Here is a 26,777-nt window from a genome sequence, read left to right as displayed (position 1 = left end):
GAGAAGTGTTGATGGTGATACCACGAGCTTTTTCTTCTGGCGCGTTATCGATCTGGTCGAAAGCACGTGCAGAACCACCGTAGGTTTTAGCCAGAACGGTAGTGATTGCAGCGGTCAGGGTAGTTTTACCGTGGTCAACGTGGCCGATAGTACCAACGTTAACGTGCGGTTTGGAACGTTCAAATTTTTCTTTAGACACGGCTATATTCCTTAACTCTTTTGCTCCCCCCTCATGGAGGGAGCACTGATCAATGTGTTAAACCCGAAAGCTTATTTACCACGGGCTTCAATAACGGCCTGAGCGACGTTGTTCGGCGCATCATCGTACTTCAGGAACTCCATGGAGTAAGAAGCACGGCCTTTGGTCAGAGAACGCAGTTGAGTTGCGTATCCAAACATCTCGGACAACGGAACTTCAGCGTGAATCTGAACGCCAGTAGCGTTGGATTCCTGACCTTTCAGTTGACCACGACGACGGCTAAGGTCACCGATGACGTCACCAGTGTTCTCTTCCGGCGTTTCAACTTCGACCTTCATGATAGGCTCAAGCAAAACAGGTTTTGCTTTCTTAAAGCCATCTTTAAAGGCGATAGACGCGGCCAGTTTAAACGCCAATTCGGAGGAGTCAACATCGTGGAAAGAACCGAAATGCAGACGCACACCGAGATCAACTACCGGATAACCGGCCAGTGGACCAGACTTAAGTTGCTCCTGGAGGCCTTTATCAATGGCAGGGATGTATTCCGTTGGGATCACACCGCCTTTAATGTCATTGATGAACTCGTAACCTTTCGGATTTGAGCCCGGCTCCAGTGGGTACATGTCGATAACAACATGACCATACTGACCACGACCACCAGACTGCTTGGCGTGTTTACCTTCGATGTCAGTAACTTTCGCGCGAATCGCTTCACGGTAAGCAACCTGTGGTTTACCCACGTTCGCTTCAACGTTAAATTCACGACGCATACGGTCAACCAGGATATCCAGGTGAAGTTCACCCATACCTGCGATGATGGTCTGACCTGATTCTTCGTCAGTCCATACGCGGAATGATGGGTCTTCCTTCGCCAGACGGCCCAGAGCCAGACCCATTTTTTCCTGGTCAGCTTTGGTTTTTGGTTCTACCGCTACGGAGATTACCGGCTCAGGGAACTCCATACGCTCAAGAATGATCGGGCTAGCAGGATCACACAGCGTATCACCGGTAGTTACGTCTTTCAGACCGATTGCTGCAGCGATGTCGCCTGCACGAACTTCTTTAATCTCTTCACGCTTGTTAGCGTGCATCTGAACGATACGGCCCAGACGCTCACGCGCGGCCTTAACGGAGTTCAGAACTGTGTCACCGGAGTTAACAACGCCAGAGTACACACGGAAGAACGTCAGGTTACCCACGAATGGATCGGTAGCGATTTTGAACGCCAGTGCAGAGAACGGCTCTGAGTCGTCAGAATGACGCACAGCCGGGGTATCTTTACCGTCGTCCAGAATACCGTTGATAGCTTCAACGTCATTTGGCGCTGGCAGGTATTCGATAACCGCATCCAGCATTGCCTGTACGCCTTTGTTTTTAAAGGCAGAACCACAGGTTACCAGAATCACTTCGTTGTTCAGCACGCGCTGACGCAGAGCTTTCTTGATTTCTTCCTCGGTCAGCTCTTCGCCGCCCAGGTATTTGTCCATCAGCTCATCTGAGGCTTCAGCAGCAGACTCAACCAGATTCTGGTGCCATTCAGCAGCCAGTTCTTGCATGTCAGCTGGGATCTCTTCGTATTCGAAGGTCACGCCTGCATCAGCTTCGTTCCAGTTGATGGCTTTCATTTTCACCAGGTCAACAACACCGGTGAATTTCTCTTCTGCGCCAATTGCCAGCTGCAATGGAACCGGGTTTGCGCCCAGACGAGATTTAAGCTGACCAACAACTTTCAAGAAGTTGGCACCCATACGGTCCATTTTGTTAACGAACGCGATGCGTGGCACTTTATATTTGTTAGCCTGACGCCATACGGTCTCAGACTGTGGCTGAACACCACCAACAGCACAGTAAACCATTACCGCGCCATCAAGCACACGCATGGAACGTTCTACTTCGATGGTGAAGTCAACGTGCCCTGGGGTGTCGATGATGTTTACACGGTGCGGCTCAAACTGCTTGGCCATACCAGACCAGAAAGCAGTTGTCGCTGCAGAAGTAATGGTAATACCACGCTCCTGCTCTTGTTCCATCCAGTCCATGGTGGCGGCGCCGTCATGAACTTCACCGATTTTGTGGTTTACACCGGTGTAGAACAGGATACGTTCGGTAGTTGTGGTCTTACCGGCGTCGATGTGAGCACTGATACCGATATTACGGTAGCGCTCAATGGGTGTTGTACGAGCCATTTGATTCCTCTATTGCCTTAGGCGGTTCGGTGAAACCAAGCGGGTTGGCTTCTTGAAGCGCCCACTTGGTTAGCATAACTACTGCGTGGATTACCAGCGGTAGTGGGCGAACGCCTTGTTGGCTTCTGCCATACGGTGAACGTCTTCACGCTTCTTAACAGCAGAACCTTTGTTCTCTGCTGCATCAGACAGTTCGTTCGCCAGGCGCAGAGCCATGGATTTATCACCACGTTTACGAGCTGCATCAACGATCCAACGCATTGCCAGGGCATTACGACGAACCGGACGAACTTCAACTGGTACCTGGTAAGTAGAACCACCAACGCGGCGAGACTTAACTTCTACAGTCGGGCGCACGTTGTCGAGAGCGACTTCGAAAGCTTCCAGGTGACCTTTACCAGAACGCTGAGCCAGGGTCTCCAGCGCGGTATAGACGATTGCTTCTGCAGTAGATTTCTTACCATCTACCATCAGAATGTTTACAAATTTAGCCAACAGCTCGGATCCGAACTTAGGATCTGGCAGGATTTTACGTTGGCCTATTACGCGACGACGTGGCATGGAAATACTCCGTTGAAAATTTCAGGATTGTCCAAAACTCTACGAGTTTATTTTGACATTAAAATGTTTGGCCTTACTTAACGGAGAACCATTAAGCCTTTGGCTTCTTCACGCCGTACTTGGAACGAGCTTGCTTACGGTCTTTAACGCCGGAGCAGTCAAGTGCACCACGAACGGTGTGGTAACGCACACCTGGCAAGTCTTTAACACGACCGCCACGGATCAGGATTACGGAGTGTTCCTGCAGGTTGTGGCCTTCGCCACCGATGTAAGAACTCACTTCGAAACCGTTAGTCAAACGCACACGGCAAACTTTACGCAGTGCGGAGTTTGGTTTTTTCGGGGTGGTGGTATATACGCGAGTACATACACCACGTTTCTGCGGGCAGGCTTCCAGCGCTGGAACGTTGCTTTTAGCAGCCTTCACAGAGCGTGGTTTGCGAACCAGCTGATTAATCGTAGTCATTAAAAAAAGCTCCTGGGTTTTGCTTCGTTTTTTGCTTCGTAAACATGTGATAAATCCCCCGTATGCACTTTTGGCACAGTACGAGGACGCAGAATTTTATGGCTGACTGGTAGAGGTGTCAAGAAATATACAACATCACCCGCATTACCATGCCATTTGGCTGTGGTGTTTCTCGGTTAACACAACGAAGTCAGTATAACCGATTAGCGTGATTTTGGGTGAAAAATGAACAGACAGGCCTCTGGCTTCCAGATCGTCCTGCAGCGCATAAAGGGATATGGGGGCATTGAGCAATAAATCAAGGCTGGCGCTACCGGCCAGGCCGGCCAGTACGCCGTCTTGCAACAACAGCAGAGCATCACCTTCTCTGGTGAGCCTTAACAACGCAGGCAGGTCGCAACGCGTTGGGGAATGGCTGAGGGTATACAGCATCAAAGTATCCTAGAAAGTCATGACCACATCGTAAGCAGCCAGTTTCTGGCACAGAGTATCTGGCGGCAGAGTTTCGGCCTTCAGCACCCAGTCGGTGACCTGTTGCAGACCACGCTCCTGGACGGCCGTTGCGCAGAGATAGCAGTTTTCAACGTCATACAGCGGCAATACGCCAAAGGTGGCGATGTAATTGCGGGCCAGGATCTTTTCGGGTTGTTGGCCCGGCAGCAGTTGCAACACGCCATCGCCGACAAAAAATACGCCGATATCCTCGCTCAGTGCCGACGTCGCCAGTACCGCATCCAGCCCTTCTCTGCCAGCCGCACTGCCATGTGGCCCTTGGGTAAATACAAACGCAACTCGCTTCATTCTGCTCACTTAAAACTGTACCAGGCGATCGTTGCTCAGCGCCGCTTCGGCCAATGAGCCCAAACCGCTGAGGGTAAACCCCGGCTGCAGGTTGGCAGCCACCAACGCCAACTGTGCGGCTTCTTGCTCATCGGTCACGCCACGGCGCAAAGCTGCCGCCACACAGACATTAAGCTCCACGCCATGTTGCTGCGCCAGAGCCACCCACGCCCGCACCAGATCGAATTCATCGCTGGCCGGAGAGGTCAGTTGGTTGGCATTCAGCACCCCTTCACGATAGAAAAAAACGCTGGTAATGCGGTGGCCTGCCGCCAACAGGGCCTGGGCGAATTGCCAGGCGCTGCTCGCTTGCTGAGTACCATAAGCCGGGCCGGTGACCAATAGGCAGTAGTTAAGCATCAGCGCTCATTGCCCAGCAAATCGCCACTCTTGAACTGGCGGATATACAGGTAGACGGTATGCTTGGAGATATTCAGGCGATCGGCAACCTGATTGATCGCGTCTTTGATATCAAAAATGCCTTTCTCGTACAGGTTGAGTACGATCTGGCGATTTTTGGCGTTATTGGACACGTTGCGATCGGCATTCACCTCTTCGATGGTGAACTCCAACGTCTGCGCCACCAGATCGTCAACCGAGGAGGCGAAGTTGACCGAGGAAGCCACCTCCTGCGTTTCCGGCGGCATAAAGGTCTGGATAATCTGCGAGAACGGCACATCGAGATTCATGTTGATACACAGCAGGCCGATCACCCGCTGTTCGCGATTGCGGATGGCAATCGTTACCGACTTCATCAACACGCCACTTTTGGCCCGGGTGAAATAGGCTTTGGAGACGCTGCTGTCATCGCCCGCCATATCATGCAGCATACGCAGTGCCAGATCGGTGATCGGCGAACCGATTTTACGCCCGGTGTGTTCACCATTGGCAATACGCACGGCGGAGCATTTCAGATCCTCCAGGGAGTGCAGCACGATTTCGCAGTGCCCACCAATCAGCATCGCCAGCCCATCGACCACGGCTTCATACGACTTCAGGATTTCATGGTCCGTCTGACTAAACGGACGCTCATTCAGCAAATCAAGTTCGCTGGCTTCGCTGGATAAAAGCGAATTTGACATCGAAGATACCACCTACATAGATCGCCTGTGCCAGGGGACGCAACTAAAACGGCTCGTGCAGGAGACAATCGCTGCCGGGAGCAGTTTTAGGTACACGCCCTAAGGGGCAGGCGCATGATTCATAAGTTCAGACCCAGAGTCTAGCAAAACGGTCAGATGCTGGTTCTTACATTTGCGCGTGATATTGACGTTAAGCCCGATGCCCGGCAGGCGTCAAGCGATCAGTAAAAACAGGGGGTAAAGTTGCAGGATATTTTGCATTCTTGGTACGCAGAAATGAAAACCGCCGCGAAGGACATTCGCGGCGGTTGGGAAATCTCAGACTTATTTGGCTTTAGCGTCTGCAGCAGCTTCGTCAGCCGCTTTTTCTGTTTTGTCATCAGCCTTGGCTGCTGGTTTCACATCCAGCAGTTCAACGTCAAACACCAGCGTGGAGTTGGCAGGGATCCCTGGAACGCCATTTTTACCATAGGCCAGTGCCGGTGGGATAACCAGTTTGATCTTGCCGCCTTTCTTGATGTGCTTCAGGCCTTCGGTCCAGCCTGGGATCACGCCGTCCAGACGGAATGACAATGGCTCGCCGCGATCGTAGGAGTTGTCAAATACGGTGCCGTCGGTCAGGGTACCTTTGTAGTTTACCACTACGGTATCGCTGTCTTTCGGTGCTTCACCGGTCCCTTCTTTCTCTACTTTGTACAGCAGACCAGATTCGGTTTTCTTCGCGCCTTTTTCTTTGGCGAAGGTTTCAGCGTATTTAACGCCTTTCGCTTCGTTTTCTTTCGCGTCCTGCTCCATCTTCGCCTGAGCGGAAGCCTTCACGCGCACTTCAAAACCTTGCAGGGTTTTTTCGATGTCAGAGTCATTCAGCTTGCTCTGCTTGGCAAACGCGTCCTTAACAGCCCCGAGCATCACGTCTTTGTCCAGCTTGATGCCCAGCTTTTCCTGTTCATCCAGCGAGTTTTCCATGTAGCGGCCGAGTTGAACACCCAGTGCGTAAGCAACCTGCTCATCGTCATTCTTGAACTTGCCAGTGCTTGGTGCTTCTGCAGGTTTAGCCGCTTCAGCAGCAGGCGCAACCTCACCGGTAGTGGTAACGGTAGCAGCATCAGCAGGTTTGGCCGCATCGGCTGCCATAACTTGGGTCGCATTCAGAGCAAGCGCCATAGTGGTTGCCAGAAGCGTGACTTTAAACAAAGATTTCATCCATTTCTCCAGTGTCTGAAGCGGTGCCTCAAACCATCATTAAGTAAGTTAACCGGGCTACTATAGCTGCCTGAAACAAAACAAAACAGTCACACAGGTAACCAATCGAGTCAAGATGTGACCTCATATTGGTAGCAAAGTTCAAGAAAAATAATTATCGCATTGATAATTAACACCTTTATTTGACGGCCTTGCGAGTTGAATTGCCCGCCTTGCAGCAGTGATAAACCGCTTGCCGAAATTGGCAGGCACAAAGCCGAGCGCTACTGATAACATAGTGCCAGAATCCCGGATTTAACAGTGCCAGAGGTAATATCATGCACGAGAAAAACTACGACAGCCTGCTGCAGCGGTTGGAAGAGATGGAAAGCCGCCAGGCCTTTCAGGAAGTGACGATTGAGGAACTCAATCAAACCGTGGTACAGCATCAGCTTGAAATGCTGAAGATACAAGAACATCTGCGGCTGCTGACCGACAAACTGCGTGCCAGCCAACCTTCGATGATCGCCTCGCAGGCGGAAGAGACACCTCCCCCGCATTACTAAAAAAGGCCGCCGAAGCGACCTTTTGTTGCAGTTACAGCACCAGGATTAGTGGCAGCCGCAACCACCGTTGCCACCACAGCCGCCTTTCTTGCCGTGGTCATGATCGTGGTCGTGATCGTGGCCATGACCGCCACAGCAGCCGTCACCGTGTTCATGGTGATGATCGTGCTCACCGTGAACGTGGCCGTGGGCCAGTTCTTCTTCGGTCGCTTCACGCAGCGCCACAACTTCTACGTGGAAGTTCAGGTCTTGGCCAGCCAGCATGTGGTTACCATCAACCACTACGTGGTCACCATCAACTTCGGTGATTTCAACCGGAACCGGGCCCTGATCGGTATCAGCCAGGAAGCGCATGCCTACCTGCAGTTCATCAACGCCCATAAAGACGTCTTTAGGAACGCGCTGCACCAGGTTTTCATCGTAGTTGCCGTAAGCTTCGTTAGCGGCGACATGAACGTCGAAACGATCACCAGCTTCGTGACCTTCGAGTGCTTTTTCCAGACCTGCGATCAGAGAGCCATGCCCGTGCAGATAGTCCAACGGTGCACTCACCGGAGACTCATCAACCAAAACACCGTCTTCTGTACGTACTTGGTAAGCCAGGCTGACCACCAAGTCTTTTGTTACTTTCATGATATCTCCTACCGTTGGAAACTAAATCGGTGGAGATTGTAGCGGAAATCTCCAGCGCTGTACCCTTCAGCATAAAAAATCACGGCAGATAACGCTACTCTGGGTGAAAAATACCGATCACCTGCTCCTGCGGGCGAACGTGTTTTTCCACCTGTTGCTCGGTCTGGCGCTGATGGTGGCCACACTTGACACACTCCACTACTTCAACCTGGTCTTCACGCCAAACCGCCAGCGTATCCATAGCGTTACAGCTTGGGCAAACCGCCCCGGCGATAAATCTTTTACGAGTTGCAGACATCATTGTGCTCCGAATTATTCGTATTCATCATCCCAGCCGTCGAACTGCCGTTTTTCTTTTTGCATTTCGCGGTGGAAAAGTTCTTCCAGCTCGCGCCGGGCTTCTTTCACGCGGGAAATCTGAGCCACGTCCCCCAGATGCGGTGGCATCAATTCACGCAGCATGCGCATATCCAGACGGCGAAAATGCTGCTGAGCGCGATAAGCCTGATGCGGGTGCATCCCCAACTCCGTTAACGCCTTGCGCCCTAGCTCCAGGGCGCTGGAGAAGGTTTCACGACTAAACTGTTTTACGCCAGCCTGCAACAACTCGTGCGCCTCCACACGCCCCCGCGCCCGCGCCAAAATGGACAGGTTGGGGAAGTGCTGCTGGCACAGATGGACGATGGCCATGGTATCTTCCGGCTCATTACAGGTAATGACGATAGATTTGGCCTTTGCCGCACCGGCTGCCCGCAGCAACTCCAGTTCCGTGGCATCTCCGTAGTAAACCTTGTAACCGTATCGGCGCAATACGCCAACCGCGCTAACGTCCCGCTCAAGCACGGTGATACGCTTCTTATTAGCCATCAGTAAGCGGCCAATCACCTGCCCGAAGCGGCCGAAACCGACGATAATGACCTGCGGATCGTCATCTGCCACGTAGGGCGCCTCTTCATCCTCATCTTTGGCGTTATAGCGGCGGGCCAGAATGCGATCGATAATCTGCATCAGCAGCGGCGTGGTCATCATTGAGAGCGTCACCACGACCAACAGCAAGGCCAGTTGATCGTCGTCGAAAATATGCTGCGTCGAAGCCGCCGAGAACAGCACGAAGGCAAACTCACCGCCTTGGCTCAGCACCCCGGAAAATTGCAGACGTACCGAGCGCCGCAGGCCAAAGATACGCGCCAGCGAGTACAACACACCCGATTTCACCGCCACCAGGATCACCACGCCCAGCAGTACTTCCAGCAGATGGGTATACAACACCCCCATATTCAGCGCCATGCCTACCGAGATGAAGAACAACCCAAGCAGCAGCCCTTTGAAAGGCTCTATGGCGATTTCCAGTTCATGGCGATATTCGCTCTCTGCCAGCAGCACCCCGGCGATAAAGGTCCCCAATGCCATCGACAGGCCAAGGGCATCCATAAACAGCGCAGCCCCCAGCACCACCAACAGCGCGGCGGCGGTAAATATTTCACGCACCCCAGATGAGGCGATATAACGGAATAACGGGCGTAACAGGAAGCGCCCCCCGATCAGCATGCCGCCGAAGGCCGCGACCTTCATGGCGATTTTCGCCCAATCGTCGCTGGTACCTGCGCCCCCGGCCAGGATCGGGATCAACGCCAGCGCCGGGATCACCGCCATATCCTGAAACAGCAGCACTGAGAAGCCTAACTGCCCCCCTTCGTTGCGGTTCATGCCTTTTTCACGCATCAGTTGCAGCGCCATGGCTGTCGATGACATGGCTAGACCAATGCCACCTATCACCGCCGCCTGCCAGGCAAAATGGCTGAAGTAAAGCAGCGCACCGAGCACGGCCGCCGTGACCAATACCTGCCCGGCACCGACACCAAAGATCGAGCGACGCAGTTCCCACAGTTTGGCCGGGTTCAGTTCCAGCCCGATGATAAACATCAGGAACACCACGCCCAACTCGGAGAAGTGCAGAATTTCATCCACATCCCGGATGAATCCCAATCCCCACGGGCCAATGGCAATACCGGCGATCAGATAGCCTAAAACAGCTCCGATCCCAAGACGGCGGGCGATCGGCACCGTCAACACCGCAGCAAACAGGAACAGCAATATGGCGGTTAATAGCGAGGAACCTTCCATCAGTGCCTCCCGGTGTGCGGCAACGGGTTACGCAGCCAGTCGCCATAAGCGCTGGCGTGACTGCTCAGCACTTCCGGTTTCTGACGGCGCGCCCAGTAAACGATCATCGGCGTCAGCCAGTGCATATGGCACATGGCCGCGGTCAGCTCAAAAGGGCGCAGAATATCCTCGATCGCATAACGATTGTAACCGCCAGTGCGATAGGCACCTTCCGGTTCCCCAGTGGTGATCACCGAACGCCAGTATTTGCCCGCCAGCGCATTACCGCCGATACCACTGGCAAACCCGCGGGACAGCACACGGTCCAGCCATTCTTTCAGCAACGCCGGGCAGCTATAGGTATATAAGGGGTGTTGGAAAACGATGACCTGATGGTCGCGGAGCAGTTGTTGTTCGTGATGGATATCAATAAAGAAATCCGGATAGTTCGCGTATAAATCGTGCACGGTAACATGTTCCAACTGCTGTGCCGGTTGTAACAAAACCCGGTTCGCTACCGAGTCCTGGGATTCCGGATGGGCATACAGCAGCAAAACCTTCGGCGGCTGTGACATCATTCCCCTCCAAAGCGTCGTCAGGGTGGCGGATTTCCGTTACCATGCAACGCAAAGACTAATAATAGGACTGCTACGCGTCCTGTTAACGTAAACTCAATTCAATTTAACATACTCTGAACAAACGGCGCTTTATGATTGTTTTCTCCTCGCTACAAATCCGACGCGGCACCCGCGTCCTGTTGGACAACGCCACGGCGACGGTTAATCCAGGTCAGAAGGTCGGCCTGGTGGGTAAGAACGGCTGTGGGAAATCCACGCTGCTGGCCCTGTTGAAAGGTGAGATCGCCGCAGACGGTGGTAGCTACACCTTTCCAAACAACTGGGCGCTGGCCTGGGTGAATCAGGAAACACCGGCACTGGAAGTGCCTGCCATTGAGTATGTTATCGATGGCGATCGGGAATTCCGCCAGTTGGAAGCCGAATTACAGGTGGCAAACGATAACAACGACGGCCACGCCATCGCCACGCTGCACGGCAAGCTCGATGCTCTGGATGCCTGGACCATCCGTTCCCGTGCCGCCAGCCTGTTGCACGGCTTAGGCTTTTCCAACGAACAGCTGCAAAGCCCGGTGCGTGCCTTCTCCGGCGGATGGCGCATGCGCCTCAACCTGGCTCAGGCTTTGGTTTGCCGTTCCGATCTGCTGTTGCTGGACGAACCCACCAACCACTTGGATTTGGACGCGGTGATCTGGCTGGAACGCTGGCTGAAAAGCTATCAGGGTACCCTGGTGCTGATTTCGCATGACCGTGATTTCCTCGACCCTATCGTCGACAAGATCCTGCATATCGAAAATGAGACCATCAACGAATACACTGGCAACTATTCCTCCTTCGAACGCCAGCGCGTCACCAAACTGGCGCAGCAGCAATCTCTGTATCAGAGCCAACAGGAAAAAGTGGCGCATCTGCAAAGTTATATTGACCGTTTCCGTGCTCAGGCCACCAAGGCCAAACAGGCACAGAGCCGCATCAAGATGCTGGAGCGGATGGAGCTGATTGCCCCTGCGCACGTCGATAACCCGTTCACGTTTAGCTTCCGCCAACCCGAAAGCCTGCCGAATCCATTGCTGCGGATGGAAAAAGTCAGCGCAGGCTATGGCGACAAAGTGATCTTGCAGTCAATCAAGCTCAACCTGGTGCCCGGCTCACGTATTGGCCTGTTGGGGCGTAACGGTGCCGGTAAATCAACGCTGATCAAAATGCTGGCCGGTACACTGGAGCCGCTCAGCGGAGAGATCGGGCTGGCAAAGGGCATCAAACTGGGTTACTTCGCCCAGCATCAGTTGGAGTTCCTGCGCGCCGATGAGTCGCCACTGCAGCATCTGAGCCGCATCGCCCCTCGCGTGTTAGAACAGCAGTTACGCGATTATCTTGGCGGCTTCGGCTTCCAGGGCGATAAGGTCACCGAAATCACCGAACGTTTCTCCGGCGGTGAAAAGGCACGGCTGGTGCTGGCGCTGATCGTCTGGCAGCGCCCTAACCTGCTGCTGCTCGATGAACCGACCAACCACCTGGATCTGGATATGCGCCAGGCGTTGACTGAAGCGCTGATCGATTTCGAGGGGGCGTTGGTGGTGGTTTCGCACGACCGTCACCTTTTGCGTTCTACCACCGACGATCTGTATCTGGTGCACGACGGCCAGGTGGAACAGTTCGAGGGCGATCTGGACGATTACCAGCAGTGGCTTAGCGATCTGCAAAAGCAGCAGGCACAGCAGGATGCCGCACCAAAGCAGGATAACGGCAACAGCGCCCAGGCGCGTAAAGACCAAAAGCGCCGTGAAGCCGAATTCCGTACGCAAACCCAACCACTGCGTAAGCAGATCGCCAAGCTGGAACAACAGATGGATAAGCTGGGTGCAGAATTGGCCGCGGTGGAAGAACAGCTGGCAGACTCGGCGCTGTACGACATCAGCCGTAAAGCCGATCTGACCGCCTGCCTGCAAAAGCAAAGCCAGGCCAAGTCCGCTCTGGAAGAAACGGAAATGACCTGGCTGGATGCCCAGGAACAGCTGGAAAATCTGACCCAGGCGTTTGAGTCGGAGAGTTAATCATAGTTGCCCCTTTTCTACTGAGAGGGGGCAACCTTTATCTGTAGCAGGCAATGCGCTGGCGGATCTGTTCCAGTGAGTCCTGGTTATAGAGTTTGCCATCCAGGAAGCGCGTTTTCAGTTCACCCTGCTGCTCCTGCTGCCAGTCCTGATTATCCAGCAGTTGATATTCTCCTTCCCCATCGCGGATCACCCGCAACAAACCGCGTGCAGATTGTTTCAGGCCGCTGTCGGTCTTCGGTTGTTTGAAGATGGGACGCCCCACCCCGTTCACCTCACCGTAGGTGGCCTTCATCGCGAAACCAAAGGTATCGCGGGTATTATACTGATAAGTAAAGGAACCCACGCCAAACACTACGTTAGAGCTGGCAAAACCTTTCGCTTCCAGGCGTTGCAGGATTTCCTGGGCGCGTTCCAGAGTAATGGAGTCGCCATAAATCAGCCCGACATGGGGATCCAACACTTTGTAGCCCTTGCTGTTAACCGTGCCACCAAAGATTTCCCACAACACTTCCACCGAGCCTTTCTCTTCGGCGCTGCGTTGCGCACTGCGATCGCTGTCGTTACCGGTTCCACAAAGAATAGCCACCGGATCGCCACTGTCTGGGCGGAAGACCACCCTGCCATCGCGCGCCATGATTTTGCTGTGCAACTCACGGGTAAACTCCGTTAGCACCTGCCAGTAATCCCAGGTATCCGACACGATGGAAACCAATCCATTTGGGTAGAGATCTTCAATCAAACGGCGGAACGTTTCGATCTCCGTTGCCTGCTCTCCCATGCACATCACGCTATGTTCGGTGGCGGGGATGCTGCCAGCCACGAAGTAATCTTCTACGGTTGGATAATACCTCTGTGCGTACAGCACCGCCGGAATGTTGTCGGTGCCCTTGAAGCTGAGCAAATGCCCGGTACCGGCCTGCGCGACATCATGCATCCCTGACATGCCGCGGAAGGAAAAATCGTGGCATTGGAAATCCAGATGCGCCAGGTCATCGCAGGTTTTATCCGCCCACATCTGGCAGATCTTGCGATAATGATGGGCAATGGTGGCATTGGTGGAAGCCTTCCACAGTTCGGCCGAGATCACCGTTTCCAGGTAGTTGACCAGCCAGAAGAACTCCTCACGCGTATTGGTAATGGTCAGCACTGGTACCTTCATCCTCACCTTGCTGCCTTCGTCCAACCCTTTGATATGCAGCGGTAGATAACCCAACCGATGCAGGGCGCGAATATGCTCCACGCAGACCCGGTCCTGACCAATGTAGCTATCCATCAGCGTTTTATATTCCCCCACTACCTGCTCCTCCGGTTGGGCAAAGAATTGCTGATTAAATAAATCCACCATGAACCACTGCAAAAACCCCTGTAAACCAAAGAACACCAGTTGGCCGTCTGGCAGCGGGGAGGCAAAGAACCGATCGCTGCGCGGCGTAAAGTTGGAATAGATCCGCGTAGTACCCAGCGGATATTGCTCACGGTGTGACACTTTGTAGCCATCAATCGCCAGAATAGGATTGGTTAACATAGTCGGTTCCTTAGTGAGCGTAGATACGCGCAATATCAATCAGTTCAACACGTTGCTCAGCGAGTTCCGCCGCAGCATAGGAAGTGGTGGTATAGATGTTATCAATGCCTTGATTCAGCAAAGCCGCGGTACCTTTGGAAAATACCCCGTGGGTGACATATAGGCTGACCGTACGTGCCCCCGCCTGGCGTAACACCTGGGCCGAGCCGATAAAGGTGCCGCCACCGTCGCACAGGTCATCCACAATCAGCACATCTTTGCCCTGCACATCACCAGCCAGCAGTTCAAAGCCCGTCAGTTCGCCACTGAACACGTTCCGGTGTTTGGTCAGGATGCCGTATTGCGCGATGCCAAAGTGGGCCGCTACCGCGTGAATTTTTTTCAGCGCTCCGGCATCCGGTGCCACCAGGAACAGCTGCTGCTGGGTCAGTAAACTGGTCAGTCTGCTGCTGTGCTGCATGCACTGTTGCTGAGTGATGATGTGCATGTTGTCGATCACAGCGGCAGCTACTTCACTGTGTGGATCCAGCACCGTCACACGGTCAAACGCCAAGGTGTTGAGTAATTGGCCGAAAACCTTGAGCGCAAAGCTATCGCCGGAGGCCATATGGCGATCCTGGCGGGCGTAGGGCAGATAAGGCAGCTCAAGCAGGCTTTCTTTGATCAGAAACTGGTGGCGTACCGCCTGCGTCAACTGTGCCAACAGCATGAAGTCATCCATGCTGCGCATTGCGCTGGCACGAATACGCATCTGCGAAGTCCCCGTTGTTTCAGGCTGTGCAAACCGGACATACACCGCCCCATCGGGAAACTGTCCGGTTGTCACCTTCACTTCAATGTCGTTCAAAAACAACTGCAGTTGTGCGCTCATATTCTTCCCTCCATCAATTATTGTCCCTGGGACACTTATATAATTGTCCAAGAGACACTTATTGGCAAGCAAAAAAATGTCTTAATCGCAGCAAATTCGCTTAACCATTTGTTTATTTGAGCTTTTAATAATTATCATTAGCCGGCAGCTATTGTTATATTGTCCCAAAGACCTTTTTAGCCGAGCGCCAGCATGACCACCCAAGCCGAGTACCTGAAAAACTACGATCCGCGCCTCTTCCCCTCACCGCTTGTCACCGTCGACAGCGTGCTGTTTACCGTGCACGGCGGGAAACTGTGCGTGCTGTTGGCCAAGCGCGCTAATCACCCTTTCCTCAATCAATGGGGATTGCCCGGAGGGTTTATCGATTTGCAGCGCGACACCTCAACGCAAGCGACGGCCGAACGTAAACTGAGGGAAAAAACCGGTGTGGTACCGCCCTATCTGGCGCAGTTGGCCAGTTTTTCTGGCCCGGAAAGGGATCCGCGTGGCTGGAGCCTGACCACGGTCTACTTTGCTCTGATCGCCCATGCCGATTGCCAGCCGCATATCGCCGACGTGAATGACGTCGCCTGGGTGCCATTGGACAACCTGCAAACACAGCAGTTAGCTTTCGACCATCAAACGATCGTGGAAGCGGCACTTCAGCGGCTACGGCAAAAAACGGCTTACTCCATGCTGCCGGTCTATTGCCTGCCAGCGGAGTTCACGCTTTCCCAATTGCAGGAAGTGATTGAGATCATTTTGTCGCATACGGTGCAGCGCAAAAGCCTGATGCGGCGTTTTGACGCTTCGGAAATGTTTGAGGAAACCGGCGAGAGAGTGGCAACAGGCGCACGCAAGGCACGCCTGTACCGCAGGAAAGCGGGGGTAGATATGAGAAACTTTTCCAGAAACCTGATGGTGGAGTGATCCTCAGGCGCGATAGAACGGCTTATCCCCCAAAATGGTCGCACGGTGCATAATGCGCCGCTGCGGCAGGTAATCCGCATTGGCGTAATGCTGCGTCACCCGGTTATCCCAGATGGCAATATCATTGGCCTGCCAGCGCCAGCGCACCTGAAACTCCGGCTTGGTGATATGCGCAAACAGGAAGTTCAGCAGAGCATCACTCTCCTTCGCCGCCAGATCGACAATCCGCGTAGTAAATCCTTCATTAACGAACAGCGCCTGCTTGCCGGTCACCGGATGGGTGCGGATCACCGGATGCAATAACGGTGGGCTTTTCTGCACGGCCAACTGCCAGCGCTGATGCTCTTCCTCGCTGCCACGATGTTTATATTCGGGGAACGACTTGGTGAAGTCATGCTCTGCCTGCAACCCGACCAACAACTTTTTCAGCGGTGAGGACAACGCCTCATACGCGGCAATCCCGCTGGCCCACAGCGTGTCGCCACCGGTAGTCGGCAGCTGCTTGGCGGCTAAAATCGCCCCCTGCGGCGGGTTTTCGATAAAGGTGACGTCGGTATGCCAGTTGTCGTTATCCGGCGGATTATCGTCATGGGTATCCAGCACGATGATCTCCTCCACATCGGGAGCATGCGGATACACCGGGTGAATATGCAGATCGCCGAAACGCCCAGCCAGCTCGCGCTGTTGTAATGGCGTAATGGGCTGATCGCGCAGGAACAGCACCTGATGCTTGAGCAAAGCATGGTAAAGCTGTTCAAACTGGCCGTCGCCCAATGGCCGCGCCAGATTGACGTTTTCCACCAGCGCGCCGATATAAGGCCCCAACGGGGTAATTGCTAAACGTTCGTTCATTGCTGTACTCCATGCCAGGGGGTCAAACGGCGCTGTAAGGCACGCAGCCCCAGCTCCAGACCAAATGCAATTATCGCAATCACGCTGATACCGGCGATGACCACGTCGGTCGCCAAAAACTCACCGGCGGACTGCACCATAAATCCCAGACCGCGCGTGGCAGCAATCAGTTCAGCGGCCACCAGCGTAGACCAGCCGACGCCCAGGCCAATACGGATGCCGGTCAGAATTTCCGCAAGCGCGCTGGGCAACACCACAAAGCGCAGCAGTTGCCAGCGGTTGGCCCCCAAAGCTTGTGCAGCACGAATGCGCACCTGCGCTACGCTGCGTACACCTGCCACGGTCGAAAGCGTCACCGGGGCAAAAATCGCTAGGTAGATCAGCAGGATTTTCGAGATTTCACCGATGCCAAACCAGATCACCATCAGCGGCAGATAGGCCAGCGGCGGCACCGGACGATAAATTTCAATCAGGGGATCAAGCAGGCCGCGCACGGTCTCACTCAGCCCCATCGCAATGCCCACCGGGACGCCGATGACCACAGCAGCCAGTAATGCCACCAGGATCCGCCCAAGACTCGCGGCCAGGTGCTGCCATAGCGTGGCATCCATAAAGCCTTGTGGGCTGGCAATGACCACCAACTGATGCAATACCTGCTGCGGTGCGGGCAGAAATAACGGGCTGATCAGCTGCAAGGTAGTTACTGCCCACCAAACCGCCAACACCACCAGCAAGGTTGCCGTGCTCAGCTTGAGGCTGCGCGGCAGCGTGAAACGAGATTGGCGCACCGCTGTCGGTACTGCGGCTTTAAGAACAGAATGCAGGCTCATAGCAAGGCCTCGCGCTGTTGGAACACCCGGCCCAGCACGTATTCACGCAGGGCGATAAACTCAGGATCGGACTTGATGGCGCGGCAAGCCTCTCCGGCGGCATAGCGCTGGCCAAAATTCAGCGATAAACGCTCCACCACCTGCCCAGGACCAGGAGAAAGCAGTAACAACTCGCTGGCCAGGAATACCGCTTCTTCGATGTCATGGGTGATCAACAGCACCTGCTTGCCGGTATCACGCCAAATATTTAACAGCAGTTCCTGCATCTGTTCGCGAGTGAATGCGTCCAGTGCCCCGAAAGGCTCATCCAGCAGCAACAGCCGAGGGTCGGCAGCCAAGGCGCGGGCAATGCCCACCCGCTGACGCATCCCACCGGACAGTTGCCAGATGAAGTGTTGTTCATAGCCGGTCAGCCCAACGCGTTGCAACATCTGCTGCGCTACCTTGCGACGTTGTGGCTTGGCCACACCGGCCAGTTGCAAGCCAAACTCCACGTTATCCACCACGTTGCGCCACGGCAGTAAGCCTTCGTGCTGGAAGACCACGCCCCGCTCGGCACCTGGGCCTTTGATGGGGACATCATCCAGCGTAATGCTGCCTGCCGTTGGCTCAATAAACCCGGCGATCAAATTCAGCAGCGTGGTCTTGCCGCAGCCAGAAGGCCCTAACACCACCACCAGTTGCCCTCTGGCTATCTGGAAAGATACATCGCGCAGCGCCGCACGCCCCTGATAATCGGCCGAAAGATGGTTAACGTTTAGCATGGCGGACCCCTTACGACTGCGGCGCAGCCTGCAGTTGTTTGACAAAACGGTCGGTCACATAGGCGCTGTAATCACTGTCCACCTGCGGGATCTTGCCTTGTTGCTTAAGGAACTCGGCGGTATCGCGAATAGCTTTATCTACCGGCTGGCCCAGTTGAGTGATCTGATCGGCGACCGGCAGGTAACGGTTACCCTTCACCAGTTCCGGTACCTGCTCTGCCGGCACTCCACTCAGGCGAGCTAGCGTACTCAGGTTACTTGGGTCTTTCAGCCACTGCTCCGGCTGTGCCAGGTAGGCCTTCTGTGCTTGCAGGGCGCTGGCAGCAAACGCGGTGACGACCTCAGGATGCTGCTTGGCAAAGTCTTTACGCACTACCCACACGTCCAGCGTTGGTGAGCCCCACTGGCCAACCTGCTCGGAATCGGTCAGCACCTTGCCTTGTTTCGCGAGTTCATTGACCACCGGAGCCCATACGTAAGCCCCGTCGATATCCCCACGCTGCCAGGCCGCCGCAATGGCTGGCGGTTGCAGGTTGAGAATTTGCACCTGGTCAGGTTTGATGCCCCAGTGTTTCAGGGAGGCCAGCAGGCTGTAGTGAGTGGTGGAAATGAACGGTACCGCAATGCGCTTACCGATCAGATCCTGGGGAGATTTAATGTCCTTTTTCACCACCAGCGCTTCGGAACTACCCAACTGCGAGGCGATCAGGAACACTTCGATAGGGAGCTTCTGGCTGGCGGCCACGGCCAGTGGGCTGGAGCCGATATTGCCAATCTGCACGTCGCCAGAGGCCAGCGCACGCAACACGCTGGAGCCGCTGTCGAACTTGCGCCAGTCAACGGTCGCGCCAGACTGTTTGGCAAAGCTGTTTTCCGCCTGCGCCACCTTGGCGGGTTCGGCGGAGGTCTGGTACGCCACGGTGACGTCCACTGCCTGGGCACTGGCCGCACCGAGCGATAAAGCCAACAATACTGCACTGCGTAATGAGAAAAGTTTGCTCGCCATGATCCGCTCCGTTGATAAGATTCTGTGCTGTGACCAACAGTTTTATCTGAGCGACGCTCGGCAATAAAAGAATAAAAAAATCTTCTTTATTACTTATGGCGATATCAATTTCACCCACTCTCCCTCGGCACGGCTACTGCGCTGAGCGGCATCAATAAACGCCATCCCTTGCACGCCGGTTTCAATCCCTGGTAACAACGGTGCCGCCGAAGGGCCATCACGCAAACACCGGGCCGCTTCACGGTAAATCTGGCCAAACCCTTCTAAATAGCCTTCAGGATGCCCTGCGGGTACGCGGGCCAGCAGGCGGTTTTCTGCATGCTGAAATGCCGAAGCACGGGTGATGCAATAGGCGGGTGCGTCAAAAGGCCTTATGTACAGCTGGTTCGGGTTTTCCTGGCAAAACTCGAGGCTGCCCTCACTGCCGTAAACTCGTAACTTCAGCCCATTCTCATGACCACAGGCCACCTGGCTGGCCCAGAGCCGACCTTTGGCACCGTTGGCATAACGCATCTGCACCCGCACATCATCGTCCAGCTTGCGCCCCGCGATGAATGACGTCAGCTCCGCGCTGATCGCTTCAGGCAACATGCCGCTGACAAACTCAGCCAACTGCCAGGCGTGGGTACCTACGTCACCAATGCAGCCGGATCCGGCTTTTTCCGGCTGCGCACGCCAACCGGCCTGCTTGTTGTCGGTCAGCTCCAGCGGTTTCGCCAGCCACTGTTGCAGATATTCCACCTCGACGAAGCGGATCTCGCCCAACTCCCCCGCCAACACGCGGCTACGTGCCTCACGCACCAGCGGGTAGGCGCTGTAGTTATGGGTCAGGATCAGTTGTCTGCCGCTTAGGCGGACCGTTTGTGCCAGTTGCAGAGCCTCGGAGTAAGAGGTGCATAGTGGCTTATCGCAGATCACATCAATCCCGGCGTTGAGAAAAGCGCTGGCGACTGGAGCGTGCAAATGATTCGGGGTCACGATCGCGATAACATCAATCCCATCCTCTCGTGCCGCTTCTGCCTGCGCCATCTGGTTAAAATCGGCATAGCAGCGATCCGGTTGCAGATGTAGTAACTCCCCGGTGCGCAGACAGTTTTGCCTATCGGAGGAGAAAGCCCCGGCGACCAGTTCAAACTCATCATCCATCCGCGCCGCCAACCGATGCACCGCGCCAATAAACGCGCCTTCACCGCCACCTACCATTCCCAGCTTTAATCTCATGATGCATCCTCCACGCCCAGCATGGCTCTGACTCGCCCCCGGTCAGTATCCACCGCTGCAAAATCATCAAAGGCCCGTTCCGCTACCGGAATAATATGGCGGGCGATAAAGGCGGCACCTTCTCGTGCTCCGGCCTCCGGCGACTTAAGGCAGCACTCCCATTCCAACGTAGCGACGCCTGGGAAGCCGTACTGCGTCAGCTTGCTGAAAATGGCCGGGAAGTCGATCTGCCCGTCCCCCAGAGAACGGAAGCGCCCAGGTCTTTCCAACCATGGCTGGTAACCCCCATACACGCCACTGCGGGCGCTGGGGCGATACTCGGCATCTTTGACGTGAAACGCGCGGATACGTGGGTGATAACAATCGATAAAGCCCAGATAGTCCATCTGCTGCAAATGCAGATGGCTCGGATCATAGAGAATATGGCAGCGGGGATGGTTGCCGACCTTGGCCAGAAAGCGTTCAAAGGTCACGCCGTCATGTAAATCCTCCCCCGGATGCAGCTCATAGCACACATCTACACCAGCCCGATCGAAGGCGTCCAGGATCGGCAGCCAGCACTTGGCCAACTGTTCGAAGGCCTCCTCCAGTAATAACGCATTATGCGGCGGCCACGGATAGAAATAGGGCCACGCCAGCGCACCAGAGAAGGTCGCATGGGCCGTTAGCCCCAAGCGCTGCGAAGCCTGCGCCGCCAGCAATAACTGTTCCGTTGCCCAGGCCTGCCGCTGCTGAGGTTTGCCCCGGATTTCTGACGGAGCAAAGCCGTCAAAGGCCAGATCGTAGGCTGGATGGACGGCGACCAGTTGCCCTTGCAAATGCGTCGACAGCTCACTGATACGGATACCGTGCCGCCCAAGCCGGGCGACGATCTCATCGCAATAATCCTGGCTACGCGCCGCCAGCGCCAAATCGAAAATGGCTGGCTCCAACGTGGGGATCTGGATATTGGTGAAGCCCAGCCCGGCAGCCCACTCCGCCAAGCCATCCAGCGTATTAAACGGAGCCTGCTCGGCGATAAACTGCGCCAGAAACAGCCCAGGTCCCTGCATCGTCTTCATGCTTCTCTCCCTAATATCACCGTACGTTGGCTGCGAACCGCTTCGTCCGCCGCCAGCACCACCCGTAAGCTGTTCAATGCATCCTGAAGATGCTGATCGAGATCCAGGCCCTCACGAATTGCCCGTAAAAAGTAACGCTGTTCACTCAGGCAGAGCGCCAAATGATCTGGCTCATCCTGGCAGTCGATCCAGCGATCCGGCTGCTTAAAGCGGTTCTCATCGTCTAATTCGGCGTAATGCACCCGCAATGATTCGGTTTTGGTATGCCCCCCCACATCGTCAGAAGCCCTTTCCTGATGACGGGCTACGATCGAAACCGCGCCACGCGGCCCAATGACGTCTTTCACAAAGTAGGCCGTTTCACTGACCATCGGCCCCCAGCCAGCTTCGTACCAACCGACCGAGCCATCGGCAAAACGCACCTGTAGCTGGCCGTAGTTATACATCCCCTGCGGCAGGTCATCGCTCAGCCGGGCGCCGATAGCGCTCACGCTGATCGGTTCGGCCTGGGCCATCTGGCACATCACGTCCAGATAATGTACGCCGCAATCGACAATTGGCGACAGTGACTGCATCAGGTTGCGATGCACATTCCACATCTGCCCGTGGCTTTGCTGGTTGAGGTTCATCCGCATCACCAAGGGCTTACCCAAACCCCGAGCGAGCTCCACAAACTGCTGCCAGGAGGGGTGATGGCGCAGGATATAGCCCACCACCACCTGTCGTTGTGCCTGATGAGCAGCAGCAATCACCCTTTCGGCCCCTGCTACCGTGGTGGCGAGCGGCTTTTCGATAAACAGATGACATCCCGCCGCCAGCGCCGCCAAGGCGTAGGCTTCGTGGGTGTCCGGATAAGTGGTCAGGCACACGGCATCAGGCCGGGTTTGCGCCAGCGCCAACTCAAAGTCACTAAAAGTGGGATAACCGCCCCCCAAACGTTGATTGAGCAGCTCACGCGATTCACCCCGTGCCACCAGCCCGCAGATTGTCACCCCTTCCATAGCGTGGTAAGCCTCGGCATGGGATGCCCCCATATTGCCGCAGCCCACCACCAGCACCCGCAAATCAGCCATCACGTTTCTCCCCTGCTGGAACATCCCGGTAGTTGAAGGTGAAGAAGAACAGCGCGGCGATCGCTAATGCGCCGAAGGCCGGGTACCACCAGAAGTGCTGCCATTGCGGCAACGCCGCAGCGCCGTCCGCCGTCACCATATGGTTAAACAGCGCACCGCTGATCTGCGAACCAATCAACATACCGATGCCGTAGGTGAACAGCACCAGCAGGCTTTGTGCCTGGCCTTTCACTTTGTCGCCCGCCACTTTATCGGTATAGATAAAGCCGATAACGAAGAAGAAGTCATAGCACATGCCATGCAGGATGATGCCGAGGTAGATCATCCAGCGCATTTCTTCGGTAATGCCCAGTGCAAACATCACATAGCGCAGGAACCAGGAAAGCATGCCGATCATCAGCATGTACTTGATCCCCAACCGGGCAAACAGGAACGGGATCAGCAGCATGAAGAACAGCTCAGACATTTGCCCCAGCGACATCACGCCACCCACGTTGGTGAAACCGGCCGCGGCAACGAACGGCGCGGCATAGGCGTAATACGCCGCCAACGGGATGGAGATCAGCGTGGCACAGATGATAAATACCAGGAAATGGCGCTGCTTGAGCATTGCGAAAGCATCCGCACACAGCAGATCGCGCATTTTTACTGGCTTGCCGCGCTCCGGTGCAGGGGTATGCGGCAGCGTAAAGCTGTAAATCGCCAATACCAACGAGGCTACGGCAGCCAGCGTAAAGATATCGGTACTGTCCGACAGGCCGCTGCTGCCGACGATCAGCCCGGCAACAATCCAGCCAAAGGTGCCAAACGCCCGCACTACCGGGAAGGCTTTCTCGCTGTTACTCAGGCTGTAAAACGCCACGTTATTGCTCAGGGCAATGGTGGGCATGTAGCACAGCATATAGCCGAAGATGATCCACAACAGCCCGCTGCCCTGCCCCTCGGCAAAGAAGCCAGGCATCATCCACAGCAGGCCTGCCCCAATCAGGTGCAACACAGCCAATACTTTTTGCGAGGCAAAGAAACGATCGACCACCATGCCCAGCACAAAAGGCGACAGGATGGAGGCAATTGGCCCGGTGGAATAGGCATCGCCTATGATCGCGGCCAGGCCATATTTGCCCATCACCACGCCGAGCGTGACGTACCAAGCCCCCCAGACAAAAAATTGCAGGAACATCATCAGTGCCAGCCGTGGCACCACCCATTTGAACGTGGCGCCTTTGGCCCCCAAGGCCTGGCTATCTGTTTGCATAACTCCCCCATCGGTGTTGGTTGGTTAATACAGCAACGACGCCGGTGCTAACCGCTTTCCGGCAAAAAGGACGGCATCACCACGCCGCCGGGTTGTTGCGCCTGGCCTTTCACCTGCGCGACATGTAATTCACAAATTCGCCCTCCCCAGCGAAGCAAAACCTGGCTAAGCGCGGAACGCTCTGCGGGTACCAATACCACCGGTGTCGTACCGCGATGATGGCGATCGAGCATCCAGCCAAGTAACTCCAGGGCGATCTCTTCGCTATGGCAGCACCCCGGCCCCAACATACGGGAGGCCGGATGCGCCACCGAGGCCAGATAACCGCCGATGCGATCGTCCAACTCCCAGACGGCAACCCGCCACAGTCCACTGGTGTCATTGAGGAAATAATCGATATCGCGCTGACGTTCGATGCCCAGTATTTCGCGCTCCAACTCCAGGATGGCGGGTAGGTCGTCAAGCCGGGCTGCCCGTACCTGGCCGCGAGTCAGGCGTGGGTAAGCAAATCCCTGGCTCGGCACCGGGATCGCCATATCCTGATAGAGGGCATACGGGGTAAATCCCCCACGCTGGTAGAGCGAATAGGAATCCAGGTTCAGCGCGCTGGAAAGCAAACGAACCGGTAAGCCACCCGCCAATTCATCGGCCTTGGCCAACAAACGGCTGGCAATCCTGCGGCCAAAATAATCGGGATGAACATTCATGATACCCAACCCCAAATGAGTTTCACGCGGGTGGAAAAAGCAGGAGCCACAGATTGCCCCTTGTTGATCGCGCGCAATCCAGTGGTGGCCCTCATCCAACTGCTGGTAAACATCAACAAACAGGCCGCAACTTTCCGCCCCGGCAGAGAAGATGTCGCCCAATCCGTGGCGCTGATACCAGGCATTGGTCGAGCAATGGATCAGAGCAGCAATCTCGCTGCGTTCCTCTGCTTGCGCTAGCTGAAGCTGTATCTCCATCTGCCACCTCCTATTGCGTCGCCATTCGGGGTAATTTTGGTCTAAACTTTAAATGTAATCGATTTCATTTTGCGATAAATAAAATGTAATCGATTTCTTTTTTTCAGCAACCGGATTGATATGATTAAAAGTAGGGAGAAGATGAATTTGTAATCGCTGTCACAAACTCTTCGTAGTGATCGTACTTTTTGCCGCATACTGTGCGAGGCAAACGGGCAGAAGGAAAAGCAAACCATGTCGATAGCAAAGGTGGCGAAAATCGCTGGCGTCTCAGCGGCCACCGTCTCAAGGGTGTTGAACGGCCAACAAATCGTCAAGCCAGCCACTCGCGATAAGGTCCTGGCGGCGATCAGCGCATGTGACTATCAACCCAACCTGCTGGCACGCCAGCTGCGCACTGCCCGCAGCGGGATGCTGCTGGTGCTGGTGTCCAACATCACCAACCCATTTTGCTCCCTGGTGGTGCGTGGTATCGAAGAAGAAGCCGAACGCCACGGTTACCATATTCTGCTGTGTAACTCGGAATCCAACCCCACCCGTGAATCCGCTTACCTCAGCCTGCTAAGTGGCAAGGTAGTCGACGGCGTGATCACCATGGATGCCATCAGCTGTTTGCCGGGGCTGACCGCCATGATCGGTGATTTCCCCTGGGTGCAATGCGGCGAAGGGGATACCCAATTCCGCGCCTCCTCCGTTACCATCGATAACCACCAGGCCGCCATGGCCGGTGTGCAGCACCTGGCAGCCAAAGGCCGCCAACGGATCGCGTTGCTCAACGGCGATATGCGTTATCTGTATTCACAACAACGGGAACAGGGCTACCGGCAGGCGTTGGCCGAGCTGGGGCTGGACTATTGCCGGGTGGAATACGTCGAAGGGCTGGATTATGCCGCTGGAGCCAAGGCGATGAGTGATTTGCTGGCAGACGGGCCACGGCCAGATGCGGTATTTGCCATTTCGGATGTGATTGCCGGAGGCGCGATGAGTGCCTTGCACCAGCAGGGCTTGCGTATTCCAGAAGATATCGCGGTGATGGGATTTGACGGTGTACCGTTTGGCAGTATCACCACTCCGCCGCTAACCACCATCGTACAGCCAATGCATCAGTTCGGCGTGCGTAGCGTGCAGTTGCTGCTGGAGAAAATTCAGGGCCAGCAGTTGCCCCCTTGCCACGACGTGCTGGATTGGCAACTGCTGGAACGGAGTTCAACCTGAAAGAGAACCACGCAAGAAGATGCGCGCGTAGCCACCCAGCAACGTACGCTCTCCTTGCTGCTCGCAGAACAACTCGCCGCCGCGTGATGAGAGTTGCTTGGCATGCAATACGTGGCGGCCAAGGCGCGCCGTCCAGTAAGGCATCAGTATGCAATGGGCGGAGCCGGTGACCGGATCTTCGCTGCGATCCATTGAGAAATAGCGCGAGACAAAATCCACCTTATCACCCGGAGCCGTGACGATCACGCCGCAACCGAGGTGGTCGATCAGCTCGGCGATCGCAGGCTGCACCGCCCTGACTTGCGATTCATCGGCCAATACCGCCATCAGCGACTGGGCTCGCCACACTTCCTGCGGTTGCACACCGAGCAAAGCAGCCAACTGTGGCGGTTCAGCAATTTTCTGTGGTGGGCGAGAAGGGAAATCCAGGATCAGCCGTTCACCGTCGGCCGCATCACGTTTGACATACAGTTCACCGCTGGCGGAACGGAAACGGATATCGCTCAACCCCGGGTTGACCACGTTTAACAACACGTGCGCCGTAGCCAAAGTAGCATGCCCGCACAGATCCACTTCCCGCGTCGGCGTGAACCAGCGGATCGCATACATGTCGCCATCCTGCCAGACAAAGCTGGTTTCCGGCAGGTTCAATTCATTGGCGATGGCCTGCATCTGCGCTGCCTCCAGCGGTTGTGGCAGCAGGCAGACACCGGCCGGGTTGCCCCGCAGTCCCTCGCCGATAAAGGCATCCACATGGAAATAGTTTTCGTTCATCAG

General features: G+C 55.3%; 29 protein-coding genes. 4 read left to right on the top strand and 25 right to left on the bottom strand.

Going from position 1 to position 26,777, the window contains the following annotated elements:
* The 9 genes from ACMV5H_RS07725 to fkpA all read right to left on the bottom strand — a co-directional run.
* Positions 1-199, bottom strand: a 199-nt coding sequence (locus tag ACMV5H_RS07725) for a GTP-binding protein (RefSeq protein ID WP_368439369.1), incomplete at its 3' end; no start/stop codon positions are given.
* Between the two features lie 71 nt (positions 200-270).
* Positions 271-2,385, bottom strand: a complete 2,115-nt coding sequence (gene fusA / locus ACMV5H_RS07720) for an elongation factor G (RefSeq protein WP_021181636.1) — start codon at positions 2,383-2,385, stop codon at positions 271-273.
* A 90-nt stretch (positions 2,386-2,475) separates the two neighbouring features.
* Positions 2,476-2,946, bottom strand: a complete 471-nt coding sequence (gene rpsG / locus ACMV5H_RS07715; RefSeq protein ID WP_021181637.1) for a 30S ribosomal protein S7 — start codon at positions 2,944-2,946, stop codon at positions 2,476-2,478.
* 91 nt (positions 2,947-3,037) lie between these two features.
* A complete protein-coding gene (gene rpsL, locus ACMV5H_RS07710) occupies positions 3,038-3,412 on the bottom strand; it encodes a 30S ribosomal protein S12 (protein ID WP_021181638.1) in 375 nt (124 codons plus the stop codon).
* Between the two features lie 144 nt (positions 3,413-3,556).
* On the bottom strand, positions 3,557-3,844 hold the full coding sequence (gene tusB, locus ACMV5H_RS07705) for a sulfurtransferase complex subunit TusB (protein ID WP_414821658.1): 288 nt from the start codon (positions 3,842-3,844) through the stop codon (positions 3,557-3,559).
* Positions 3,845-3,853: 9 nt separating this feature from the next.
* Positions 3,854-4,213, bottom strand: a complete 360-nt coding sequence (tusC, locus tag ACMV5H_RS07700) for a sulfurtransferase complex subunit TusC (RefSeq protein WP_414821657.1) — start codon at positions 4,211-4,213, stop codon at positions 3,854-3,856.
* Positions 4,214-4,222: 9 nt separating this feature from the next.
* On the bottom strand, positions 4,223-4,612 hold the full coding sequence (gene tusD / locus ACMV5H_RS07695; RefSeq protein WP_094981632.1) for a sulfurtransferase complex subunit TusD: 390 nt from the start codon (positions 4,610-4,612) through the stop codon (positions 4,223-4,225).
* The gene (locus ACMV5H_RS07690) at positions 4,612-5,334 is read right to left on the bottom strand and encodes a transcriptional regulator (protein ID WP_021181642.1); all 723 of its coding nucleotides are present in this window, start codon (positions 5,332-5,334) and stop codon (positions 4,612-4,614) included. Before ACMV5H_RS07690 ends, tusD begins: the two co-directional genes overlap by 1 nt.
* Before the next feature lie 324 nt (positions 5,335-5,658).
* Complete coding sequence (fkpA, locus tag ACMV5H_RS07685) at positions 5,659-6,537, bottom strand: FKBP-type peptidyl-prolyl cis-trans isomerase (RefSeq protein ID WP_121608460.1); 879 nt, start codon at positions 6,535-6,537, stop codon at positions 5,659-5,661.
* A gap of 317 nt (positions 6,538-6,854) precedes the next feature.
* On the opposite strand from fkpA, the gene ACMV5H_RS07680 reads away from it, so the two are divergent.
* The gene (locus tag ACMV5H_RS07680; protein ID WP_094981634.1) at positions 6,855-7,082 is read left to right on the top strand and encodes a protein SlyX; all 228 of its coding nucleotides are present in this window, start codon (positions 6,855-6,857) and stop codon (positions 7,080-7,082) included.
* Between the two features lie 45 nt (positions 7,083-7,127).
* Here the strand turns inward: ACMV5H_RS07680 and slyD are convergent, their stop codons facing one another.
* The 4 genes from slyD to kefG all read right to left on the bottom strand — a co-directional run bounded on the left by slyD (position 7,128) and on the right by kefG (position 10,393).
* On the bottom strand, positions 7,128-7,715 hold the full coding sequence (gene slyD / locus ACMV5H_RS07675; RefSeq protein WP_021181645.1) for a peptidylprolyl isomerase: 588 nt from the start codon (positions 7,713-7,715) through the stop codon (positions 7,128-7,130).
* Positions 7,716-7,809: 94 nt separating this feature from the next.
* The gene (locus ACMV5H_RS07670) at positions 7,810-8,013 is read right to left on the bottom strand and encodes a YheV family putative zinc ribbon protein (protein ID WP_037376686.1); all 204 of its coding nucleotides are present in this window, start codon (positions 8,011-8,013) and stop codon (positions 7,810-7,812) included.
* Between the two features lie 14 nt (positions 8,014-8,027).
* Positions 8,028-9,839 carry a glutathione-regulated potassium-efflux system protein KefB gene (gene kefB, locus ACMV5H_RS07665; RefSeq protein WP_179253832.1) on the bottom strand — a complete coding sequence of 604 codons (1,812 nt, stop codon included), beginning with the start codon at positions 9,837-9,839 and terminating at the stop codon, positions 8,028-8,030.
* Positions 9,839-10,393 carry a glutathione-regulated potassium-efflux system ancillary protein KefG gene (gene kefG, locus ACMV5H_RS07660; protein WP_414821663.1) on the bottom strand — a complete coding sequence of 185 codons (555 nt, stop codon included), beginning with the start codon at positions 10,391-10,393 and terminating at the stop codon, positions 9,839-9,841. The genes kefB and kefG overlap by 1 nt, the downstream gene beginning before the upstream one ends.
* 134 nt (positions 10,394-10,527) lie before the next feature.
* On the opposite strand from kefG, the gene ACMV5H_RS07655 reads away from it, so the two are divergent.
* The gene (locus ACMV5H_RS07655; RefSeq protein ID WP_115159427.1) at positions 10,528-12,447 is read left to right on the top strand and encodes an ABC transporter ATP-binding protein; all 1,920 of its coding nucleotides are present in this window, start codon (positions 10,528-10,530) and stop codon (positions 12,445-12,447) included.
* 37 nt (positions 12,448-12,484) lie between these two features.
* On the opposite strand, the gene ACMV5H_RS07650 is transcribed toward ACMV5H_RS07655, so the two are convergent.
* Both ACMV5H_RS07650 and prs read right to left on the bottom strand, forming a co-directional pair.
* The gene (locus ACMV5H_RS07650) at positions 12,485-13,975 is read right to left on the bottom strand and encodes a nicotinate phosphoribosyltransferase (RefSeq protein ID WP_115159426.1); all 1,491 of its coding nucleotides are present in this window, start codon (positions 13,973-13,975) and stop codon (positions 12,485-12,487) included.
* A 10-nt stretch (positions 13,976-13,985) separates the two neighbouring features.
* Complete coding sequence (gene prs, locus ACMV5H_RS07645; RefSeq protein WP_059199480.1) at positions 13,986-14,846, bottom strand: ribose-phosphate diphosphokinase; 861 nt, start codon at positions 14,844-14,846, stop codon at positions 13,986-13,988.
* 192 nt (positions 14,847-15,038) lie between these two features.
* Between prs and ACMV5H_RS07640 the strand changes: the two genes are divergently transcribed.
* Positions 15,039-15,758, top strand: a complete 720-nt coding sequence (locus ACMV5H_RS07640; RefSeq protein ID WP_021808033.1) for an NUDIX hydrolase — start codon at positions 15,039-15,041, stop codon at positions 15,756-15,758.
* A gap of 3 nt (positions 15,759-15,761) precedes the next feature.
* Here ACMV5H_RS07640 and tauD read toward each other — a convergent pair whose 3' ends face one another.
* From tauD to ACMV5H_RS07595, 9 genes are all read right to left on the bottom strand, one after another.
* Positions 15,762-16,610, bottom strand: a complete 849-nt coding sequence (gene tauD / locus ACMV5H_RS07635; protein WP_179253835.1) for a taurine dioxygenase — start codon at positions 16,608-16,610, stop codon at positions 15,762-15,764.
* A complete protein-coding gene (gene tauC, locus ACMV5H_RS07630) occupies positions 16,607-17,440 on the bottom strand; it encodes a taurine ABC transporter permease TauC (RefSeq protein WP_414821656.1) in 834 nt (277 codons plus the stop codon). Before tauC ends, tauD begins: the two co-directional genes overlap by 4 nt.
* The gene (gene tauB / locus ACMV5H_RS07625) at positions 17,437-18,204 is read right to left on the bottom strand and encodes a taurine ABC transporter ATP-binding subunit (protein WP_094981639.1); all 768 of its coding nucleotides are present in this window, start codon (positions 18,202-18,204) and stop codon (positions 17,437-17,439) included. Before tauB ends, tauC begins: the two co-directional genes overlap by 4 nt.
* 10 nt (positions 18,205-18,214) lie before the next feature.
* Positions 18,215-19,210 carry a taurine ABC transporter substrate-binding protein gene (gene tauA / locus ACMV5H_RS07620; RefSeq protein ID WP_021181660.1) on the bottom strand — a complete coding sequence of 332 codons (996 nt, stop codon included), beginning with the start codon at positions 19,208-19,210 and terminating at the stop codon, positions 18,215-18,217.
* Between the two features lie 93 nt (positions 19,211-19,303).
* Positions 19,304-20,431, bottom strand: a complete 1,128-nt coding sequence (locus ACMV5H_RS07615) for a Gfo/Idh/MocA family protein (RefSeq protein ID WP_115159422.1) — start codon at positions 20,429-20,431, stop codon at positions 19,304-19,306.
* On the bottom strand, positions 20,428-21,492 hold the full coding sequence (locus tag ACMV5H_RS07610) for a sugar phosphate isomerase/epimerase family protein (protein WP_414821655.1): 1,065 nt from the start codon (positions 21,490-21,492) through the stop codon (positions 20,428-20,430). Before ACMV5H_RS07610 ends, ACMV5H_RS07615 begins: the two co-directional genes overlap by 4 nt.
* Positions 21,489-22,565, bottom strand: a complete 1,077-nt coding sequence (locus ACMV5H_RS07605) for a Gfo/Idh/MocA family protein (RefSeq protein ID WP_115159420.1) — start codon at positions 22,563-22,565, stop codon at positions 21,489-21,491. The genes ACMV5H_RS07610 and ACMV5H_RS07605 overlap by 4 nt, the downstream gene beginning before the upstream one ends.
* Entirely contained in the window at positions 22,558-23,820 is a 1,263-nt protein-coding gene (locus ACMV5H_RS07600; RefSeq protein WP_115159419.1) for an MFS transporter, read from the bottom strand. Before ACMV5H_RS07600 ends, ACMV5H_RS07605 begins: the two co-directional genes overlap by 8 nt.
* 47 nt (positions 23,821-23,867) lie before the next feature.
* Positions 23,868-24,785, bottom strand: a complete 918-nt coding sequence (locus tag ACMV5H_RS07595; protein ID WP_115159418.1) for a GNAT family N-acetyltransferase — start codon at positions 24,783-24,785, stop codon at positions 23,868-23,870.
* Positions 24,786-25,019: 234 nt separating this feature from the next.
* On the opposite strand from ACMV5H_RS07595, the gene ACMV5H_RS07590 reads away from it, so the two are divergent.
* The gene (locus tag ACMV5H_RS07590) at positions 25,020-26,000 is read left to right on the top strand and encodes a LacI family DNA-binding transcriptional regulator (protein WP_039996163.1); all 981 of its coding nucleotides are present in this window, start codon (positions 25,020-25,022) and stop codon (positions 25,998-26,000) included.
* On the opposite strand, the gene ACMV5H_RS07585 is transcribed toward ACMV5H_RS07590, so the two are convergent.
* Positions 25,992-26,774, bottom strand: a complete 783-nt coding sequence (locus ACMV5H_RS07585; RefSeq protein ID WP_115159417.1) for a PhzF family phenazine biosynthesis protein — start codon at positions 26,772-26,774, stop codon at positions 25,992-25,994. The genes ACMV5H_RS07590 and ACMV5H_RS07585 overlap by 9 nt on opposite strands.
* Positions 26,775-26,777 lie beyond the last annotated feature (3 nt).

Origin of the sequence: Serratia sp. N21D137 (assembly GCF_047530005.1) — a bacterium.
GTDB lineage: Bacteria > Pseudomonadota > Gammaproteobacteria > Enterobacterales > Enterobacteriaceae > Chania > Chania fonticola_B.
The sequence above is the reverse complement of the archived record's forward strand: the minus strand, read 5'-3'. Positions and strand labels throughout refer to the sequence as shown.